Source organism: Bradyrhizobium sp. NAS96.2 (genome assembly GCF_001908235.1).
GTDB lineage: Bacteria > Pseudomonadota > Alphaproteobacteria > Rhizobiales > Xanthobacteraceae > Bradyrhizobium.
Genome location: NZ_LGHK01000145.1, coordinates 1 through 19,079, shown reverse-complemented (window position 1 = coordinate 19,079; position 19,079 = coordinate 1). Strand labels below are relative to the sequence as shown.

General features: G+C 65.2%; 21 protein-coding genes. 7 read left to right on the top strand and 14 right to left on the bottom strand.

Annotated features, from left to right (window positions below):
• On the bottom strand, window positions 1–936 hold a 936-nt coding region (locus tag AC628_RS28205; RefSeq protein WP_074130046.1), incomplete at its 3' end, for an SPFH domain-containing protein.
• A gap of 192 nt (window positions 937–1,128) precedes the next feature.
• On the bottom strand, window positions 1,129–2,166 hold the full coding sequence (gene hemH, locus AC628_RS28200; RefSeq protein WP_074130050.1) for a ferrochelatase: 1,038 nt from the start codon (window positions 2,164–2,166) through the stop codon (window positions 1,129–1,131).
• A gap of 113 nt (window positions 2,167–2,279) precedes the next feature.
• On the opposite strand from hemH, the gene AC628_RS28195 reads away from it, so the two are divergent.
• The gene (locus tag AC628_RS28195; RefSeq protein ID WP_074130045.1) at window positions 2,280–2,678 is read left to right on the top strand and encodes an MAPEG family protein; all 399 of its coding nucleotides are present in this window, start codon (window positions 2,280–2,282) and stop codon (window positions 2,676–2,678) included.
• A gap of 169 nt (window positions 2,679–2,847) precedes the next feature.
• On the opposite strand, the gene AC628_RS28190 is transcribed toward AC628_RS28195, so the two are convergent.
• Genes AC628_RS28190 through AC628_RS28180 form a run of 3 tightly spaced genes read right to left on the bottom strand, consistent with a single transcriptional unit; the run spans window position 2,848 to window position 6,679 of the window.
• Complete coding sequence (locus AC628_RS28190; protein WP_245321353.1) at window positions 2,848–3,954, bottom strand: nickel/cobalt transporter; 1,107 nt, start codon at window positions 3,952–3,954, stop codon at window positions 2,848–2,850.
• Entirely contained in the window at window positions 3,951–4,589 is a 639-nt protein-coding gene (locus AC628_RS28185) for a DUF1007 family protein (protein ID WP_074130049.1), read from the bottom strand. Before AC628_RS28185 ends, AC628_RS28190 begins: the two co-directional genes overlap by 4 nt.
• Window positions 4,590–4,603: 14 nt before the next feature.
• Window positions 4,604–6,679, bottom strand: a complete 2,076-nt coding sequence (locus tag AC628_RS28180; RefSeq protein WP_074130043.1) for a M3 family metallopeptidase — start codon at window positions 6,677–6,679, stop codon at window positions 4,604–4,606.
• 130 nt (window positions 6,680–6,809) lie between these two features.
• Here AC628_RS28180 and AC628_RS28175 point away from each other — a divergent pair, with 130 nt between their 5' ends.
• From AC628_RS28175 to AC628_RS28155, 6 genes are all read left to right on the top strand, one after another.
• Entirely contained in the window at window positions 6,810–7,070 is a 261-nt protein-coding gene (locus AC628_RS28175) for a hypothetical protein (protein WP_050423491.1), read from the top strand.
• Between the two features lie 664 nt (window positions 7,071–7,734).
• Window positions 7,735–8,877 carry a type III PLP-dependent enzyme gene (locus AC628_RS28170; RefSeq protein WP_074130042.1) on the top strand — a complete coding sequence of 381 codons (1,143 nt, stop codon included), beginning with the start codon at window positions 7,735–7,737 and terminating at the stop codon, window positions 8,875–8,877.
• A 130-nt stretch (window positions 8,878–9,007) separates the two neighbouring features.
• Window positions 9,008–9,616 (top strand): GNAT family N-acetyltransferase, encoded by a 609-nt coding sequence (locus tag AC628_RS28165; protein WP_074130041.1) that lies wholly within the window; start codon window positions 9,008–9,010, stop codon window positions 9,614–9,616.
• Window positions 9,617–9,626: 10 nt separating this feature from the next.
• Window positions 9,627–9,794 (top strand): hypothetical protein, encoded by a 168-nt coding sequence (locus AC628_RS44270; protein ID WP_168193468.1) that lies wholly within the window; start codon window positions 9,627–9,629, stop codon window positions 9,792–9,794.
• Window positions 9,795–9,899: 105 nt separating this feature from the next.
• A complete protein-coding gene (locus AC628_RS28160; protein WP_074130040.1) occupies window positions 9,900–10,289 on the top strand; it encodes a RidA family protein in 390 nt (129 codons plus the stop codon).
• 40 nt (window positions 10,290–10,329) lie between these two features.
• Window positions 10,330–11,772 carry a homospermidine synthase gene (locus AC628_RS28155; protein ID WP_143201845.1) on the top strand — a complete coding sequence of 481 codons (1,443 nt, stop codon included), beginning with the start codon at window positions 10,330–10,332 and terminating at the stop codon, window positions 11,770–11,772.
• A 68-nt stretch (window positions 11,773–11,840) separates the two neighbouring features.
• Here AC628_RS28155 and AC628_RS28150 read toward each other — a convergent pair whose 3' ends face one another.
• The 9 genes from AC628_RS28150 to AC628_RS45525 all read right to left on the bottom strand — a co-directional run bounded on the left by AC628_RS28150 (window position 11,841) and on the right by AC628_RS45525 (window position 18,820).
• Window positions 11,841–12,581, bottom strand: a complete 741-nt coding sequence (locus tag AC628_RS28150; RefSeq protein WP_074130048.1) for an acetoacetate decarboxylase — start codon at window positions 12,579–12,581, stop codon at window positions 11,841–11,843.
• A 118-nt stretch (window positions 12,582–12,699) separates the two neighbouring features.
• Window positions 12,700–13,032, bottom strand: a complete 333-nt coding sequence (locus tag AC628_RS28145) for a hypothetical protein (protein WP_074130038.1) — start codon at window positions 13,030–13,032, stop codon at window positions 12,700–12,702.
• Window positions 13,033–13,215: 183 nt separating this feature from the next.
• On the bottom strand, window positions 13,216–13,932 hold the full coding sequence (locus AC628_RS28140) for an MgtC/SapB family protein (RefSeq protein ID WP_074130037.1): 717 nt from the start codon (window positions 13,930–13,932) through the stop codon (window positions 13,216–13,218).
• Window positions 13,933–13,983: 51 nt separating this feature from the next.
• Window positions 13,984–15,003, bottom strand: coding sequence for a WD40 repeat domain-containing protein (locus AC628_RS28135; protein WP_074130036.1), 1,020 nt, complete (start codon window positions 15,001–15,003; stop codon window positions 13,984–13,986).
• A complete protein-coding gene (locus AC628_RS28130) occupies window positions 15,003–16,058 on the bottom strand; it encodes a CobW family GTP-binding protein (RefSeq protein WP_074130035.1) in 1,056 nt (351 codons plus the stop codon). The genes AC628_RS28135 and AC628_RS28130 overlap by 1 nt, the downstream gene beginning before the upstream one ends.
• 56 nt (window positions 16,059–16,114) lie before the next feature.
• On the bottom strand, window positions 16,115–16,987 hold the full coding sequence (locus tag AC628_RS28125; RefSeq protein ID WP_074130047.1) for a metal ABC transporter substrate-binding protein: 873 nt from the start codon (window positions 16,985–16,987) through the stop codon (window positions 16,115–16,117).
• 2 nt (window positions 16,988–16,989) lie between these two features.
• Entirely contained in the window at window positions 16,990–17,859 is an 870-nt protein-coding gene (locus tag AC628_RS28120) for a metal ABC transporter permease (RefSeq protein ID WP_074130034.1), read from the bottom strand.
• 5 nt (window positions 17,860–17,864) lie between these two features.
• Window positions 17,865–18,620: a metal ABC transporter ATP-binding protein gene (locus tag AC628_RS28115; RefSeq protein WP_074130033.1), complete on the bottom strand. Its 756-nt coding sequence runs from the start codon at window positions 18,618–18,620 to the stop codon at window positions 17,865–17,867.
• 5 nt (window positions 18,621–18,625) lie between these two features.
• A complete protein-coding gene (locus AC628_RS45525) occupies window positions 18,626–18,820 on the bottom strand; it encodes a hypothetical protein (RefSeq protein ID WP_074130032.1) in 195 nt (64 codons plus the stop codon).
• Between the last annotated feature and the right edge of the window lie 259 nt (window positions 18,821–19,079).

Genomic DNA, 19,079 nt, shown 5'->3' with positions numbered 1-19,079 from the left:
AGCAGCGGTCGCGGATGCCCCACTCTCGCCGAAGGTGGCGCGGGCGATCTCGCCGATGCCGGCGAGCGATCCCAGCACGCTGGTTGCTTCGATCGGCAGCATCAGGATCTTCTGGTTCGGCGACTCCGCGAGCTGACCGAACGCCTTGATGTACTTGTCGGCGATGAAATAGTTCAGCGCGGCAACGTCGCCCTTGGCGATCGATTCCGACACCATCTGGGTCGCCTTGGCTTCGGCCTCGGCGAGACGCTCGCGCGCCTCGGCGTCGCGGAAGGCGGCTTCGCGGCGGCCCTCGGCCTGCAGGATCTGGCCCTGCTTGGCGCCCTCGGCGCGCAAGATCTCGGACTGCCGCTGGCCTTCCGCCTGCAGAATGTCGGCGCGCTTGACGCGCTCGGCCTTCATCTGCCGCCCCATCGCCTCGACGAGGTCGGCCGGCGGCACGATGTCCTTGATCTCGATGCGGTTGACCTTGAGGCCCCAGGGCGACACCGCGGCGTCGACCACACGCAGCAGCCGCTCGTTGATCTCGTCGCGGTGCGACAGGACCTGGTCGAGATCCATCGAGCCCATCACCGAACGGATGTTGGTCATGGTCAGCACGATGATCGCCTGGTTGAGATTGGCGACCTCGTAGCTCGCCTTCGCGGCATCGAACACCTGGTAGAACGCGACGCCGTCCACCGTCACGGTGGCGTTGTCCTTAGTGATCACCTCCTGCTCGGGAATGTTGATCACCTGCTCCATCATGTTCATCTTGCGCCCGATGCGATCGAAATAGGGCACGATCAGATTGAGGCCGGGCGAAAGCGTGCGGGTGTATTTGCCGAACCGCTCGATGGTCCAGTCAAAGCCCTGCGGAACGGTCTTGATCCCGGCGAACAGCGTAACGATGACGAGAAGAACAAACGCAATCGCGAAAATGTCGAAGCCAGTCATAAAGTCCTCCAGGGCCGGCGGGACCGTCGCCGGGCGCGGTCGTGCATTGGTCGGCAGGACCGCCGCGCCGGTTCAGCCGGCTGTTCTTCTCCCTAGCACATAGGAAGCGGTTGTCGGACTACTAGATGCGAGATGGCTGAATGAACCGCTGCGTCCAGTGTCACGGATCGTTAACAAAGGACTTCAGCCCTCTTAGATCCAGCCCTGAAGCTCGCGCAGCACGAGCTGGCGGATCACGTCCATGCCGCCGTCGCTGTCGTTGAGGCAGGGGATCGCCGCGAACTGCTCGCCGCCATTATGCCGGAAGATCTCGGCGTTCTCCTGCGCGATCTCCTCCAGCGTCTCCAGGCAATCGGCGGAGAAGCCGGGCGTGACCACGGCCATTCGCCGCACGCCGTCCCTGGCCAGCTTCTCGACCGTCTTGTCGGTATAAGGCTGTAGCCACTCGGCCTTGCCGAAGCGCGACTGGAAGGTGAGAGGCAACCGTGAGGCATCGAGCCCGAGCCGCTTGCGCAGCGCGTTGGTCGTGGCAATGCACTGCGCAAGATAGGGATCGCCCTTGTCGACATAGTCCTTCGGCATGCCGTGGAACGAGGCGAGGATGATCTCGGGCTGGAACGGCAGCGTTGCGAGATGCGCATTGATCGAGACCGCCAGCGCCTCGATGTAATCGGGATCGTCGTAATAAGGCGGCGTCACCCGCAGGATCGGCTGCGCGCGCATGCCGGCCAGCACGCGAAACGCTTCGTCGCAAACGGTCGCCGACGTCGCCGCTGAATATTGCGGATAGAGCGGCACCAGCAGCAGCCGGCCGCAGCCCTGCGCCGCCAGCGCTTCGATGCGCTGCTTGATCGACGGATTGCCGTAGCGCATCGCCCAGTCGACCACGACATGGTCGTGATCGGCGATCGCCTCCGCCAGCTTGTCGGCCTGCGAGCGTGTGATGGTCTTCAGCGGCGACTCGTTCTTCGCGGTGTTCCAGATCTTCAGATAGTCGCGCGCCTTGCTGGCCGGGCGGACTCGCAGGATGATGCCGTTGAGGATCAGCTTCCAGACGAGGCCCTGATCTTCGATCACCCGCGGATCGGACAGGAATTCCCTGAGGTAGACCCGCACGCCCGCGGCATCCGCCGTATCCGGCGTGCCGAGATTGACCAGCAGCACGCCGACGCGCTCCGGCTTCGGCGCCGCGGCGGGCTTCGCGCTCTCGAAGGGGATCACTGTGCTCATGATGGCTTTGCGCTTGGTCCTTCGCTTGGGGGCTTTGGGCTTCGCGCGTTGCTCCAACCTTGTCAAGCCAAGCGCCGGTTGGCTACGTTCCGCTCCGTGAATGGAGAGGAACCATGACGATCGCCGAATGGTGCGTCTTCGGGACGCTGCTGCTCTCACTGCTGACGATCGTGTCGGTGAAATGGGCCGGCATCCGCGGTTTCGACAATTCGAAACCTCGCGATCCCGCTTTCTACGACGACCCGATCCGCTCGCGCGCGCTCGGCGCCCACCAGAACGGCCTCGAGGCCTTTCCGTTCTTCGCCTTCGCCGTGCTGCTCGCCGAATTCCGCGTCGGCCCGCTGCGGCTGATCGACGAGCTCGCGGTGCTGTTCCTGATCGTGCGGATCGCCTACGTCTTCACCTATATCGGCAACCGCCCGACGCTGCGCTCGATCCTCTGGAGTATCGGCTTTGCGATCAACATCGCGATCTTCCTGCTGCCGGCAATCAGGGGATATCTGACGAGCTGAGCCCCGACTCAACTCTCTCCCCGTCATCCTTAAGGAGCCGCGCAGCGGCGTCTCGAAGGATGCACGGCCCGGCCGGTGGCCGTCGACCCTTCGAGACGCGCTGCGCGCTCCTCCAGCGACAAAGGCCTAGCCTTTGCGCGGGGGTGACGGATCACATGGAGGTAGAACCCTAAAGGCACGTCGCCCGTTCGGCCGCGACATAGCCGAACAGCAAGCCGAGGCCGAACAGCAGCACAAGCGCGGCGGCGGCGAATTCCAGGCCGCGCATGATGACCATGCCGCCGCCGTCGCGCGCGCCGCTGAGCCGCTCGGCCACGCCGCGCGCCGACACTGCAACCAGCGCGATCGCCGCCACCGTGATGGCGGTGCCGAGCCCCATCACGAAGGTCGCGGCAACGCCGGCCCAGAACAGGCCCTGCGCGAGCGCGAACACCAGCACCAGGATCGCGCCCGAGCACGGCCGGATCCCGACCGTGAGGATCGCACTGAGGCCGCGTCGCCAGCCGCCGGGACCGGCGAGCTCGGCCGGCGTCGGTCCATGCGAATGGCCGCAATGCTCGTCATGAACATGGTCCGCGTCATGACCGTGATCGTGCCCGTGATGATGGTCGTGATCGTCATGCGCGTGACGATGGTGGCCATGGTCGTGATGGGCGTGATCATGGTGATCGTGACCGTGCTGCTGTGCGCCGGCCATCGCCAGCGCCGGACGTGGCACCTGCAGCGCGCGGAAAAAGCCGCCGCCTTTGACCCAGACCAGCCGGGCGCCGAAGGCTGCGATCAGCGCGTAGCTGGCGATCTCGATCGCCTTCTCCGCCCCGCACATCGTCTTCGCCGTCGCGTTGAGCAGCCAGGCGCAGATCCCGACGATCGCGACCGCGACCAGCGACTGCATCAGCGCCGAGGCGAACGACAGCACGATTCCGCGACGCGCGGTCTCGCGATTGGCGACCATGTAGGACGAGATCACCGCCTTGCCGTGGCCGGGACCTGCGGCATGGAAAATCCCGTAGGCAAAGGAGATCGCGAGCAGCGTCCAGACCGCCGAACCGTCGGATTTCGCAGCGCGGATCGTCTGCGACATCTCGCGATAGAACTCCGACTGTTTTGCCAACAGCCAGCCGAAGATCCCGCCCTGCGGCTCCGCCGCGCGCGGCGCGCCGAACGGATTTTGCGCCAGCAACGCATGCACCGCGCCATCGAGCACCGCGAATGCCGCCAGCACCGCGGCGGACACGGCGAGGCCGCGCATCGCGCGGGAGGCGATTGGCGTCATGGGCAATCCACCGTGATCTTGTTGGCGAACATCATGCCGAAATTGGCATTGCCGCCGTCGAGGAAGTTCTGCTCGCCGAGCTTCTGCGCGGCAGCGGTGCCGTCACTGTTCGGCCGCTCGAACTGCATCTTGCAGTCGGAAGCGGCGCCGACCAGCTTGACCGGCTCCTTCTCGGCGAACTGGAAGTCGATGAAATAGGTCGGGTCGAACACTTCGAGCGAGAGCTGCCGGGCCTTGAACGGCGTCTTCACCGGCAGGGTGAAGTGCAGCGTCAGGGACGAGTCCTTGTATTCGAGGAAGTAGTCGACCGGCTCGGTGAACTTCTGCTTCTTGCCGTCGCCCTTGGCGAAGGTGAAGTAGGCGTATTCCTTCAGCGACTCGACATTGGTCTGCGCCAGCGGCGCCAGTTCCTCGCGGCTGTAGGCGCCCTTCACCTTGGTCTCGATGCCCTGCAACGCGTAGGTCGAGAACATGTCGTCGAAGGTCCAGGCGTGGCGGACGCCGGTGATGGTGCCGTCAGGGGCGTAGATCAACTCGCTCTTTGCGACGATCCACACATGCGGATGCGCTTCGGCGGCCGCCGTGCCGAGCACGACGGACACCGCAAGCACGAACCCGGCGATCAGCCGGTTCAGTGACGGCCTCACCTTCAGGCCGCCTCTGATGTCTCGAGCAGGCCGCGGCGGCGCAGCAGCGCATCCGGCTCGGGTTCGCGGCCGCGGAAGGCGACATAGGCCTCCTCCGGATCGCGCGAGCCGCCCGACGAATAGATGTCGTCATGCAGCCGCTTGGCGGTGGCGGGATCGAAGATGTCGCCGGCCTCCTCAAAGGCGCCGAAGGCGTCGGCGTCCATCACCTCCGACCACATGTAGCTGTAATAGCCCGACGCATAGTGGTCGCCGGAGAAGATGTGGCCGAACTGGGTCGGCCGGTGCCGCAGCGAGATCTCGGCCGGCATGCCGATCTTCTCCAGCTCCTTCTGTTCGAAGGCGCGGACATCCCAGCTCGCCGCCGCGGGCTGGGTGTGGAATTCGAGGTCGACCAGCGCCGAGGAGACGAACTCCACGGTGGCAAAGCCCTGGTTGAACTTGCGCGCGGCGAGGAAGCGCTTGAGCAGGTCGTCCGGCAGTGCCTCCCCGGTCTGGTAGTGGCGGGCGAAGCGCTGCAGCACCTCGGGCCGCTCCTGCCAGTGCTCGTAGAGCTGCGAGGGCAGTTCGACGAAGTCGGTGAACACCGATGTGCCCGACAGTGACGGATAGGTCACATTGGAGAGCATGCCGTGCAGGCCGTGGCCGAACTCGTGGAACAGGGTCCGCGCCTCGTCGGGCGACAGCAGCGACGGCGCGCCGTCGGCGCCCTTGGCGAAGTTGCAGACGTTGATGACCAGCGGCGCGACGTCGCCGTCGAGCTTCTGCTGGTCGCGCAGCGAGGTCATCCAGGCGCCGGAGCGCTTCGAGGGCCGCGCGAAGTAGTCGCCGTAGAACAGCGCCTTGTGCTGGCCGTCGCGGCCCTTGACCTCCCAGACCCGCACATCCGGATGCCAGACCGGGATGTCCTTGCGCTCCGCAAAGGTGACGCCGAACAGGCGGGTGGCACAGTCGAAGGCGGCCTCGATCATGTGGTCGAGCACAAGATAGGGCTTGATCGCGGAATCGTCGAAATTGGCTTTGGCCTGACGCAGCTTCTCGGCGTAGTAGCGCCAGTCCCAGGCCGCCAAAGTGAAATTACCGCCTTCTTCAGTGATCAGCGCCTGCAACGCGTCGCGGTCGGCGAGCGCCCGTGCCCGCGCCGGCTTCCAGACCCGCTCCAGCAGGCCGCGCACGGCCTCCGGCGTCTTGGCCATGGAATCCTCGAGGCGGTAGGCAGCATAGGTCGGGAAGCCCAGGATCTTCGCGGTCTCCTCGCGGAGCCTGAGGATCTCCACGATGGTCGCGTTGTTGTCGTTGGCGTTGCCATTGTCGCCGCGGGCGATGAAGGCCTTGTAGACCTTCTCGCGCAGGTCGCGCCGCTGCGAGCTCTGCAGGAATGGCTCGACCGAGGAGCGCGACAGCGTCACGATCGCCTTGCCGGGCATGCCGCGCTCTTCCGCCGCAGCCTTGGCGGCTGCCACAAATGTGTCGGAGAGGCCGGCGCGGTCGCCCTCGCCGAGCTCCATGGACCACTCCTGCTCGTCGCCGAGCAGATGGTGGCTGAACGAGGTGCCGAGATGGGCGAGGCGCTCGTTGATCTCGGCCATGCGGGCCTTGGCGGCGTCGTCGAGCCCGGCGCCGGAGCGGTGGAAGCGGGTATAGGTGCGCTCCAAGAGCCGCATCTGCTCGCCGGTCAAGCCGAGCGAGGCGCGCTTCTCGTGCAGCATGGCGATGCGGCCAAACAGCACAGCGTTCATCATGATCGGATTCCAGTGCCGCGCCATCCTCGGCGACACCTCCTTGTCGATCTCCAGGATCGCCGGGTTGGAGTGGGCCGAGACCAGGTCGTAGAACACGGCCGAAACCTTCGACAGCAGCTTGCCGGAGCGCTCCAGCGCCGTGATGGTGTTGTCGAAGTCGGGCAGCGCCGGATCGTGGGTGATCGCAGCCACTTCCGCCGAATGGTCGGCGAAGGCCTGCTCGAAGGCGGGGAGGAAATGCTCCGGCTTGATCTCGGCGAAGGGCGGCGTCTCGAGCGGCGTCTGCCACGCCTTCAGGAGGGGGTTGGCAATGGCCTCTGCGCTGGTTTCTGACATCGAATATCCCGTTTTTCGCCTTGAAAATGCGGCCCAATCTATATCACGCGATACGGCATTTTTGGGCCTTTTGCGCTTGATAGATGGGCACTTTTCGGAGAGATTGCGCCCCCTGAACAGGACCTATTTCATGAGCATGCAGCCCACCGCCTCAGGCAACAGCCGGATCTACTGGCCGAGCGTCATCACCGTGATCTCGGCGGCGATCCTGATCGGCGCCGAAGTGTTCGGCGCGGCGTTCGCCGGCGGCTGGGCGCTCGCGATCCTGCTCGGGCTCAACGACACCGCTGCGCACATCCTGCAGGCCGTGCTGTTCGGCCTCGGCGTCCTGATCATGATCGCCTTCATCCGCGCCGCGCAACGCGTCGAGCCGTTCACGCGTCGCGCGTGAGCTTTACACGATTCAAGAAAGCGCTGCGGCACAGGGCTAAAACGCACACGCTTCGTTAGACATTCTTAACAGCCATTCATCTTCGGCGCCTGCTGCGCGCGCCATCGCAAGCACGCGTTAGGGAAATTTGCCGCTATCGCAAAAAAAATTCTTGCGAAGCGAATTCAAAAGACTTATTTCCTGCCTTGCCCAATTTCGCACGTGCCTGTGGTCGTGTGTCAGTCGGTAGGTATCCGGACAAGAGGCCGGACAGCCGCCAAGGGGTGGAAGAACCGAGGGTCGCTTACGTCCGAGAGGACACGAGGCGGCCAGCATCTCTCTCCAGGGATGCCACGTTGAAGGTCTCGCCACTCTTTGCAACCGTGACTGGCAGCCGGAGGCGAACCGGCGCACCCCGCTCTCCACGGGGGACGCGACTTAAAGCAACGACGGATCGGGCTTTTTTGGTCTCTACCGGCGGTCCAACGCCGGCGCGGGCTACTGAAAAGGCTTGTCCTTCATTGCCAGGTGAGCGGGCGGGAAACTCTCCCAACCAATCCACGGCAGCACAGTCTGGTTTGAGTCTCGTGGCTTCGTTGCGCCTCCATCGCGCGATGTGGCCGGAGCGCTCTGACCCGACGTCATGTTGATGCGGACCCCGTCGCTGGGGCCGTTGGAGAGTGCCATGACCGAACGTATCCAGGAATTCCTGCGCAACCGCCGCCAGGATGGTCTCGACACCGAGCCGTGCCTCGTGGTCGACCTCGAAGTCGTGCGCGACAACTACCAGACCTTCGCGAAGGTGCTGCCGGACAGCCGCGTGTTCTACGCGGTGAAAGCCAACCCGGCGCCCGAAGTGCTGTCGCTGCTGGCCTCGCTCGGCTCCTGCTTCGACACCGCAACCGTTGCGGAGATCGAAATGGCGCTGGCCGCCGGTGCGATCCCGGACCGCATCTCCTATGGCAACACCATCAAGAAGGAGCGCGACATCGCGCGTGCCTTCGCGCTCGGCATTCGCCTGTTCGCAGTCGACTGCGCCGCCGAGGTCGAGAAGGTCGCGCGTGCCGCTCCCGGCGCCAAGGTGTTCTGCCGCATCCTCTATGATTGCGCCGGCGCCGAGTGGCCGCTGTCGCGCAAGTTCGGCTGCGATCCGGAGATGGCGGTCGACGTGCTCGATCTCGCCAAGCGCCTCGGGCTCGAGCCGTGCGGCATCTCGTTCCATGTCGGCTCGCAGCAGCGCAAGGTGAAGGCGTGGGACCGTGCGCTGGCGATGGCCTCGACCGTGTTCCGCGACTGCGCCGAGCGCGGGATCAACCTCACCATGGTCAACATGGGCGGCGGCTTCCCGACCAAGTATCTCAAGGACGTTCCGCCGGTGCTGCAATATGGCCGGTCGATCTTCCGCGCGCTGCGCAAGCATTTCGGCAACCAGATCCCGGAGACGATCATCGAGCCGGGCCGCGGCATGGTCGGCAATGCCGGCATCATCGAGACCGAAGTCGTTCTGATCTCGAAGAAGAGCGACGAGGACGAAGTGCGCTGGGTCTATCTCGACATCGGCAAGTTCGGCGGTCTCGCCGAGACGATGGACGAGTCGATCCGCTACGCCATCCGCACCCCGCATGACGGGGCGGACATGACGCCGTGCGTGCTCGCGGGCCCGACCTGCGACTCAGCCGACGTGCTGTACGAGAAGCTGCCGTATCCGCTCCCGGTGACGCTCGAGATCGGCGACAAGCTGCTGATCGAAGGCACCGGCGCCTATACGTCGACCTACTCGTCGGTGGCGTTCAACGGCATTCCGCCGCTGAAGACCTACCACATCTAAGCCGCCTCCCGATCGAGGCCTGATAAACCGGGAGCCGGCCCCGCCGGCTCCTTCCCGATCATTTTTGATTTTTCTGAACGACGCTTGCTGCGGCGTACGACATGCCGTTGCAAGCGGGGACTGACGTGCCATGACTGCAAAACGGAACATCCCCGTTGCCCTCATCCGAAAGGCCGCCCCGTTCGCGATCCGTGCGGAGCGTACCTCGGACGTCGTCGCGCGCGAAGCGCTGCTGGATGTCTGCTTTGGCGAGGATCGCCATACGCGCACCTGCCAGCGCCTGCGTGACGGACGCGCGCCCGCCCAAGGCCTGAGCCTTGCGGCCGTGCGCCAGGACGGCCGGTTGGTTGGAACCGTGCGGCTGTGGCACGTCAGCGCGGGGGGCCGCAGCGCGCTGATGCTGGGGCCGCTGGCAGTCGATGACGGCTGCCGCGGCCTCAGCGTCGGCGCCGCGCTGATGCGGCGCGCGCTGGCTGTCGCCAAGACCCGCGGCCATGGCGCGGTGATCCTGCTCGGCGACGCGCCCTATTACGCCCGTTTCGGCTTTACGGCCGCCAAGACCGGCGAGCTGTCGCTGCCGGGCGCCTTCGCGCGCGAGCGGCTGCTCGGCCTCGAACTGGTCGATAGGGCGCTCGACGGCGCCCGGGGCATGATCGTGCCGACCGGAGCATTGCTGTCCACCAAGAGCAGGACCGCCCGTACCCGGAAGGCACCGTTCGCCGTGCCGCACGCGGCGTAGGGCGGGCGCCATGTCGGAGAACCTTCCCGCAATCGATGGCGCGCGCCCGCGTTGGCGCGGCCTCGTCACCACGGTGATGCTGGTCCTGATCTCGGTCATGATCGTCAGGGACATCCTGGTCCGGCGCTGGACCGGCTCGCCGCCCCCGCCGCCGGACACCACGCAGCAGTCCCGCTAACCACCGGCCGCAAGGCCAGAATCCCAGGTCAGACTCCAAGGGGTTGCGCGGGCGCCGAAAATGCCCGTAAACCCCGCGCAAAGCCCTTTTCAGTCGAGGTCCAGCATGTCCCGCCGCCTGATTTCCACCGGCTCGCCTTTCGAGAAGACCGCCGGCTACAGCCGTGCAGTGATCGACGGCGACTTCGCCTTCGTCGCCGGAACCACCGGCTACGACTACACCACGATGACGATGCCGGCAGATGTCACGAGCCAGTCACGGAACTGCTTCAAGACCATCGAGGCCGCCCTTAACGAGGGGGGCTTCACGATGGCCGACATCGTCCGTGCAACCTACTACCTCACTGATGCCAGTGACGCGGACGCCCATTTTGCGGTCTGCGGCGAAGTCCTCGGCGACATCCGCCCGGCCGCGACGCTGCTGATCGTCGCGGGGCTCTACAAGCCCGAGATGAAGGTCGAAATCGAAGTCACCGCAAAGCGTCGCAACCCCTGATCCACTCTACCCGCCGCTAGGCGCTCTCCTGGAGAAAATGATGAGCCCCTCCTCGCAGATTTACGCGAAAATCACCGGCCCCATTGTCATGATCGGCTTCGGCTCGATCGGCAAAGGCACGTTGCCGATGATCGAGCGGCATCTCGATTACGACAAGTCGCGCATCACCGTGATCGATCCCAAGGACGAGGGCCGCAAGGCGCATTGCGAGAAACAGAACGTCAAGTTCATCCAGAAGGCCGTGACCAAGGATAATTATCGCGAGTTGCTGACCCCGCTTCTCACCGAGGGCGGCGGCCAGGGCTTTTGCGTCAATCTCTCGGTCGATACCGGCTCGACCGACATCATGGAGCTCTGCAACGAGGTCGGCGCGCTCTATATCGACACCGTCAACGAGCCCTGGCTCGGATTCTATTTCGATGCGTCGAAGGGCCCGGAAGCACGCTCCAACTACGCGCTGCGCGAAGTGACGCTGGCCGCCAAGAAGGCGCGCCCGGCGGGCTCGACGACGGCCGTCTCCTGCTGCGGCGCCAATCCCGGCATGGTCTCCTTCTTCGTCAAGCAGGCGCTGCTCAATGTCGCCGCCGATCTGAAGCTCAATGCCCCCCGGCCGAAGACCAAGGCCGAATGGGCGGACCTGATGCGGCAGGCCGGTATCAAGGGCATCCACATCGCCGAACGCGACACACAGCGCGCCAAGTCGCCGAAGGAGCCCGACGTCTTCGTCAACACCTGGTCGGTGGAAGGTTTCCTGTCGGAAGGCGTGCAGCCCTCCGAACTCGGCTGGGGCACCCATGAAAAATGGATGCCCGAGAATGCGCATACCCACGAAGCCGGCTGCGGCGCTGCGATCTATCTGATGCAGCCCGGCGCCAACACGCGGGTGCGGACCTGGTGCCCGACCCGCGGCGCGCAGTACGGCTTCCTCGTCACCCACAACGAGTCGATCTCGATCTCCGACTACTTCACGGTGCGCGATGCGTCGGGCAAGGCGATCTACCGGCCGACCTGCCACTACGCCTATCATCCCTGCGACGACGCCGTGCTGTCGCTGCATGAGATGTTCGGCCGCGCCGCGAAGATGCAGGAGAAGCACCACATCCTCGACGAGAACGAGATCGTCGACGGCATCGACGAACTCGGCGTGCTGCTGTTCGGCCACGACAACAACGCCTATTGGTACGGCTCGCAGCTCTCCATCGAGGAGACCCGCGAGCTCGCGCCCTATCAGAACGCCACCGGCCTGCAGGTGACCTCCGCCGTGCTCGGCGGCATGGTGTGGGCGCTGGAAAATCCGAACGAAGGCATCGTCGAGGCCGACGAGATGGACTTCGATCGTCTGCTGGAAATCCAGTTGCCGTATCTCGGCCCGGTGAAGGGCTTCTACACCGACTGGACCCCACTGACGGATCGTCCGGGCCTGTTCCCGGAAGATATCGACGCGTCGGATCCCTGGCAGTTCAAGAATATCCTGGTGCGCTGACCGCGAAGCGCGCCTTGAGAACGAAAATGCCCGGCCTCACGCCGGGCATTTTGCTGTCTGGCCGCGGCTCATCTCGCCATGTAGTCGAACGCGACCGAGCCGAGGCCGAGCGTCAGGTCCGCCTTGAAATGCAGCGCCGAGACCACCTCACGCACCGGCAGGCGGGCGACGTCGCACAGCGCGTGGGGGAACAGGCCGAGTGCGGCAGGGCCGGTCCAGGCCTCCTTCAGGGTGATATCCTCGAGATGAAACCGCACCAGCTCGCAGATCCGCGGACTGCCGTCGACATGCGGGATGATCTTGAGAATAAAGTTCGGCGTCGTCATCGATTTCAGCACGGTGTCGTGGTCGACCTTGCGGTGCTTGTAGCCCATGGTGGCGGAGGCGCAGAGCACCGAGCCGTAGTGCAGCGAGCCGACCAGCACGTCGCTCTCGACCTCGATCTTGGGCCTTGCCAGCTTCTTCGGAAATCCCCACAGCTCGCGGCCGCCGGCGATCGGGCCCTCGTCGTCGAGATACATCGCGTGGGTGTAGGCGCCCTCCTCGCCCCTGAAGCGGACCGGGATCACCTGCCCGGTCTCGGTGTAGTCGCCGAAGCCGGTCGAGTCCGGCATGCGGATGAATTCATACTTCACCACGGGCTCGGCGACCTCGAGCGGCTCCGGCACCACGGCCGCGAGCGCTTCCGGGTCGGTCTTGTAGGTGATGATGAAATATTCGCGGTCGAAGAACCGGTACGGCCCCGGCGGAAACGACGGGTTGGTGAGCGGCATCGAATAGGCGGTACGCCGGACGTCCTCGATCTTCATGAACGGCCCCATCTGTCGTTGGCAAGACGACGGATTATGGCGGGCGAGGATGACGGAGGCGAGACCGTATAATCGGCAGCAGCAGTCAAATGCGCGTCACATGTGCTGACCGGAGAGGCTATTTCTTCTCGATCGGCGGAGCGGTCTTCTCCGCGGGCGCGGGCGGCAGCACCGGCTTGGCGCCGGCCTTCTGCGCTTCGTCGTCGGGACGAGCCGGTTGCGGCGCCGGCGTGGTCGGCCGCTCGCCGCCCGGCTTCGATTCGGCGGGTGCCGTCGTCTTCTGCGGCTCCGGCGTCGGGGACGACTGCAGCGGCTGGGTCGCCTGCGCCAGCTCTTGCGGCGAAGATGCGTTGATCGCGTGCAGCGACAGCGCCGCGATCGCGACGCCCGCCGCAACCAAAGTCGAGGCGATCAGGATGTCCCTCCGCAACCTGGTCCGATCCGCAGCCATCTCGTTCACCCCGCGTCGTGTCAGCGAGATCAACGATCCGGTCACCGCATGGTTCCTGAGCGCCGCCTGCGGGAACCGCGCGTCAGAGCCGTTTCCGTTCCGATTGAATCGGAACGGGGCTCTTGATTTTGTTTTGCCGCGTTTTCTTCACGCGAACCGGTATCCACTTCGCTCGAAAACGCTTTAATCCGTGGTGCTGATTTCCCAGGTCGCGTGGCGCACGCCGGGCAGATGCTGCAGGTCGACCACCACGGCGTTCAGCTCGTTGGGCTCGACCGCGGTCGAGACCAGTTCCGCCACGATCTCGAGGAAGTCGTCGCCGGCCTCGACCACGTTGACATCGGCGACCGGATAGTTCGCGGCCTCAAGCTTCTCCACGACGGCGTCGCGCATGTCGGGCAGCACTTCCGGGGTGACCACGACCTTGAAGTAGTAGGTCGCTTCCAGCGCCTTCTCGTTCAGCGGGATGCGGTTGATGGCATTGACCAGCGGACGCAGCAGTGTGTTGCCGGCGATCACGAACACGGTCAGCACCGCCGCCTGCGCCACGAGGTCGGCGCCGGCGCAGGAGCCGACCGCGGCCGAGGCCCACAGCGTCGCCGCGGTGTTGAGGCCGCGCACGTCCATGCCCTGCTTCATGATGACGCCGGCGCCGAGGAAGCCGATCCCCGACACCACATAGGCGATCACCCGTACCGCGCCGTCGGCACCGGCCAGATGCATCGCGAGGTCGACGAAGGCTGCCGCGCCGACCGCGACCAGCACGTTGGTGCGCAGCCCCGCGGTGCGCTGCCGGTACTGCCGCTCGGCCCCGATCAGGGTGCCGAGCACGAAGGCTGACGTCAGGCTGACCAGCGTGTCGAGGAAATCGGCGAGCTGGAATGTCGTGAGGAATCGCATGACGCTGCCGGTACCCAGTTCGCTCGAATACGCTTCGGATGCAGCGATCTCTTACATTTCCAGAATGCCCGCGTCACCATCTTCCGTGCCGAAGGCGAGCAGCGTGCCCTTGGCATTCCAGCCCAGCGCGGACACCGTCGTGCCGGTGTTCCGGCGCACCAGGATCTCGGCGCCGTCCTCGAGCCGGACCATCAGCACAGTGCCGTCGGCATAGCCGACCGCCATGATGTCGTTCTTCGGATGGCAGGCGACCACGGCGACCCGCGCCGGCATCGGCGCCAGCATCGCCGGCTCCTTGCCCATCGGCCCGTCCTTGCTGGTGAACGGCCAGACGATCACGGTATCGGCGCCCGAGGTCGCGAGCCCCTTGCCGCCGACGCTCCACGACATCGAGCGCACGCGGCCGGGATAGCCGCTCATCCGCATGTGCCTGTTGTCGGCGAGCCGCCAGCCATGCATCGCGGCCTCGTGCATCGCCGTGACGAGGAATTTGTTGTCCGGGCTGAAGGAGACCGCGAGATGCGAGCCGGCCCATTCCAGGAATTCCGGATTGGCGGCCATGTTGGGAAACCACAAGGTCACGCCGTTGTAATGCGCGATCGCAAGCCGCAGGCCCTTCGGCGCGAACGCCAGCCCGCCGACGGTCGACGGTACTTCGAAGGTTTTCTCCTCGCCCTTCGGATTGCGCACGAAGGCGGTCTTGCCCGCCGACCATGCCACGGTGCCGTCGCCGTGCAGCGCGACGTTGTCGATCCAGCGCCGCTTGGCGTCGGTCGCGATCGTCGTGGTCTCGCCCTTGGCGTCGATCGCGATCAGCTTGCCGTCGTCACCGCCGGTGACGAGCCGCTTGCCGTCGGAGGCCGCGCACAGGATGGCCCCGAAATGGGTCTCGGTGCGCGTGATCTCGCCCTCTAGCGTGGCGATCGCGACGCTCTCCTCGGCGCCGACGAAGAACGCGCGGTCGCCGAGGAAATGCACTGAGCCGACCGCCGCACCAAGCGGAAGCTGCTTGACGCGGTCGGTGATCGAAACGATGGAAGAAGGGGCCTCGCCCGGATCGAACTCTTTCATCACGTGGTGATGCACTGCTCGAAGCCGTCGCGGATCGCCTGCTCAGGCAGCTCGCGACCGATGAACACGACGCGGCTCTCGCGCTTCTCGCCGTCCTTCCATTTGCGCTGGTGGTCGCCCTCCAGCATCATGTGGACGCCCTGAAACACATAGCGATCGTCATCGCCGGTGAAGGCGAGGATGCCCTTCGAGCGCAGGATCTTCTGGCCCTCGGTTGCGACGAGGTTCTGCAGCCAGGGCATGAACTTGGTGGGATCGAGCGGCTTCTCCGAGCGCAGCGACAGCGATTGCATGTCCTCGTCGTGATAGTGCTTCAGCCCGCCATGGCCGTGATCATGATCGTGATGATGGTGGTCGTGATCATGATCGTGGTGATGATGATCATGGTCGTGATCGTCGCCGGCCTCGAGGAAGTCCGGCTCGATCTCCAGGATGCGGTCGAGGTCGAACGCGCCACGCTCCAGCACGTCGGTCAAGCCAACCTGGCAACGCTCGGTGCGGTGCAGCTTGGCATAGGGGTTGATACCGCGGATGCGGGCCTCGACCTCGGCGAGTTCGGGCTTGGAGACGAGGTCGGTCTTGTTCAGCACGATGACGTCGGCGAACGCGATCTGGTTCTTGGCTTCCGGCGCATCCTTGAGGCGATCGCTCAGCCACTTCGCGTCAGCGACGGTGACAACCGCATCGAGCCGGGCGTTCTTCTGCACGTCCTCGTCGACGAAGAAGGTCTGCGCGACCGGCGCCGGATCGGCAAGGCCGGTGGTCTCGACGATGATGGCATCGAACTTGCCCTTGCGCTTCATCAAGCCGTCCATGATGCGGACGAGGTCGCCGCGCACCGTACAGCAGACGCAGCCATTGTTCATCTCGAACACTTCCTCATCGGCGCCGATGATGAGGTCGTTGTCGATGCCGATCTCGCCGAATTCGTTGACGATGACGGCGTACTTCTTGCCGTGGTTTTCCGACAGGATGCGGTTCAGCAGCGTGGTCTTGCCGGCGCCGAGATAGCCCGTCAGCACGGTCACAGGAATTTTTTGCGAAGCTTCAGCCATAACAACTCCGAGGAACTTGGATCGCCGCGCTCGGTCCGGCAGGGAGGCCCCTGCCCCTACTCGGCGAGCGCGCTGGTCAGGGCCTTTATATTGTGCCTGACCATATCAATGTAAGTGGGTGCATCGCCCTTTTCGCCCGTCAAACTGTCCGAATAAAGCGTCCCGCCGACCCGGGCGCCGGTCTCGGCCGCGATCCGTTCGATCAGGCGGGGATCGCTGATATTTTCGAGAAAAACTGCCGGAATTTTCGCAAGCTTGATCTGGGCGATGATGGCGGCGATATCGCGCGCGCTGGGCTCGGAATCGGTGGAGACGGACAGCGGCGAGAAGAACGTGATCCCGTAGGCGTCGGCAAAATAGCCGAATGCGCCGTGGGTCGAGATCACCTTGCGCCGCGCCTCCGGTATTTTCGCCACCGCCTCGTGCACCTCGCGGTCGAGCGCCTCCAGCTTGGCCAGGTAGGCGTCGGCATTGGCCTTGAAGATGGCTGCGTGGTCGGGGGCCACGGCGATCAGCCCGTCGCGAATATTGACCACGTAGATCTTCGCATTGGCGACGGATTGCCAGGCATGCGGATCGTCATGGCCGCCCATCTTCCGTGGCATGATGCCCTTGGTTGCCACCGCGACCGGCGCGTTGCTGCCGGAGGCCTGCAGCAGCCGCTGCATCCAGCCCTCGAAGCCGAGGCCGTTGATGACCAGAAGCTTGGCGTCGGCGACTTTCTTGGCGTCCGCCGGCGTCGGCGCATAGACATGCGCGTCGCCGTCAGGCCCGACCAGCGCCGTTACGTCGACGTCGTTGCCGCCGACATTGCGCACCATGTCGGCGAGGATCGAGAAGCTCGCCACGACATTGATGCGATCGGCGGCGCGCGCCGGTCCACTCGCCAGCATCAGCGCCAGACCAATCAACCCAAGCAAACGCCGCATCATCATGCCTCGAGATGGCGGCCGGGAAACAGCTGCCGCACCAGGCCGCTGACATTGCCGAACAGAAGCGACACGATATAGAGCCCCGCCGCAACCAGGATGATCGCGGGGCCGGAGGGAATGCGGGTCTGGTACGACAGCACCAGCCCGGCATAGCCCGACAGCATGGCGCTCGCGACCGCGATGCAGATCATGGTGGTGATGTCGCGCGACCAGAACCGCGCGATGCCCGCGGGCAGGATCATCAGCCCGACGCCGAGCAACGTGCCGAGCGCGTGGAAGCCGTTGACGAGGTTGATCACAACAAGAGCGAGGAAGGCGAGATGTGCCGGCGCGCCGGCACGGCTCACGGTGCGCAGGAATACCGGATCGACGCATTCGATCACCAGCGGCCGATAGATCACCGCAAGGACCAGCAGCGTGAGGGTGGCGTTGAACGCGATCACCAGCAGGGTTTGGTCATCCATCGCCAGAATGTTGCCGAACAGCACGTGCAGCAGGTCGATATTGGTGCCCTTGATGGAAACGATGGTGACGCCGAGCGCGAGCGAGGCCAAATAGAAGGTCGCAAGCGAGGCGTCCTCCTTCAATTCGGTGGTGCGGGCGACGAGGCCTGCGAGCAGCGCCACGGCAAAGCCCGCGATCAGGCCGCCGGTCGTCATCGCGAACAGATTGAGCCCGGACAGCAGGAAGCCGATCGCAGCCCCCGGCAGGATCGCATGCGCCATGGCGTCGCCGACCAGACTCATCCGCCGCAGCATCAGGAACACGCCGATCGGCGCGCCGCCGAGCGACAGCGCGATCACGGCCGCGAGCGCGCGGCGCATGAACTCGAATTCGGTGAAGGGCGTGATCAGCGCGTCTGTCAGCATCGGCGTCAGGCAGCCCTCGAGCGCGGATCGGCGGCGCAGGCCGCGGCGCTGTCGTCGAAGGCTTCGCACATCCGCATCGCGACCGTCAGATTATCCGCCGTCAGCGTCTCTGCGGTCGGTCCCCATTCAACCGGGCCGCGCGCCAGGAGCAGCGTTTCCGGGAAATTGTTGCGCACCATGTCGAGGTCGTGCAGCGCCGCCAGCACCGTGCGCCCCTCGCCGTTCCAGCGCTTCACCAGCGCCAGGAGATCGGCGGTGGTCTTGGCATCGATGGCGTTGAACGGCTCGTCGAGCACGATCAGGCGGGCGTCCTGCAGCAGCACGCGCGCGAACAGCATGCGCTGGGTCTGGCCGCCGGACAGCGTGCCGATCGGGCGGTTCTCGAAGCCGTTGAGGCCGACCGCGGCGAGCGCCGCCAAAATCTTGCCGCGCGCGGCCCTGCCGATGCCGCCGAAGAAGCCGGTCGAGCGCCACAACCCGGTGCCGACGAAATCGAACACCGAGATCGGAAACGTACGGTCGATGTCGGCGGATTGCGGCAGATAGGCGATGTCACGGTGCTCGAGCCCGTCGAGATCGATCACGCCCGACAGCGGCTTGAGCACGCCGGCAATGCCGCGCAGCAACGTCGACTTGCCGGCGCCGTTCGGCCCGATCACGGCCAGCAGCGCACCCGCCTCGACGGCGCCGTTGAGATGATGCACCGCCGGGTGGCGGTCGTAGCCGAGGGTGACGTCGCGGAAGGTGACAAGAGCAGCCACGGGTCTCACCTCATCGCCAGCCAGACCACGGCCCAAAGGCAGGCAGAGACGGCGAGCGCCGCGAGCAGCCGGGCCGGCACGGGCATGCGCAGGATCGACCAGTGCGCAGTCTGGGCCGGGTGCCCGGCCGGGCCATGGCTGTGCCCGTGGGGGTGGGCGTGGCCGTGATGGTGATGGTCGTGGGTGTGCGTATGCGCCATGGGGAGACTGTTATATTATAACATAACGCGAGTCTACAAACGCGGAACTCATGGCCGGTCCGCAAAACCAGGAGAGATTTGCGTTGCGCCGGCGCGGGATCCGCCGGGATGGAACCGCCGGGGGGCCGTATGCAGCTCTCTCCAGGGTCGTCCTGGCGAAAGCCAGGACCCATATGTGGACGGCCCCCGTGGCACAAGAGCTTTGTGGAACGGTTCGGATCGCTGTCATCCATATGTCCGGCCTGTTTGATGCGATCGT